Raw genomic sequence first — 235 nt, 5'->3', positions numbered from 1 at the left:
GAGGGTGACGTTGCCGGTGTTCGTGACCACGAAGGAATAGGTGATCTCCTGGCCCACCTGGTAGGCGTCCGGCGTGTTCGGGCTCGCCGATTTCACGACCGTGATCCCGGGCACCGGGTCCGGCGGGACGACGACGGTCGACGGGGGCGACACCGGAGGCTCTCCGGTCGGCGGCGTGCCCGTACCGGTCGCGGTGTTCGTGACACCCCCGGCATCGATGTCGGCCTGGGTCACG

The 235-nt window shown here is 69.8% G+C and carries 1 protein-coding gene; it reads right to left on the bottom strand.

The genetic code is table 11. The annotated features are described in order from the left end of the window. A partial coding sequence (locus L687_RS40135) for a DUF7507 domain-containing protein (RefSeq protein ID WP_040569853.1) occupies nucleotides 1-235 on the bottom strand: 235 nt, incomplete at both ends.

It is taken from the genome of Microbacterium maritypicum MF109 (assembly GCF_000455825.1).
Taxonomy (GTDB): domain Bacteria; phylum Actinomycetota; class Actinomycetes; order Actinomycetales; family Microbacteriaceae; genus Microbacterium; species Microbacterium maritypicum_A.
This window is presented reverse-complemented; position numbering and strand designations above follow the sequence as displayed.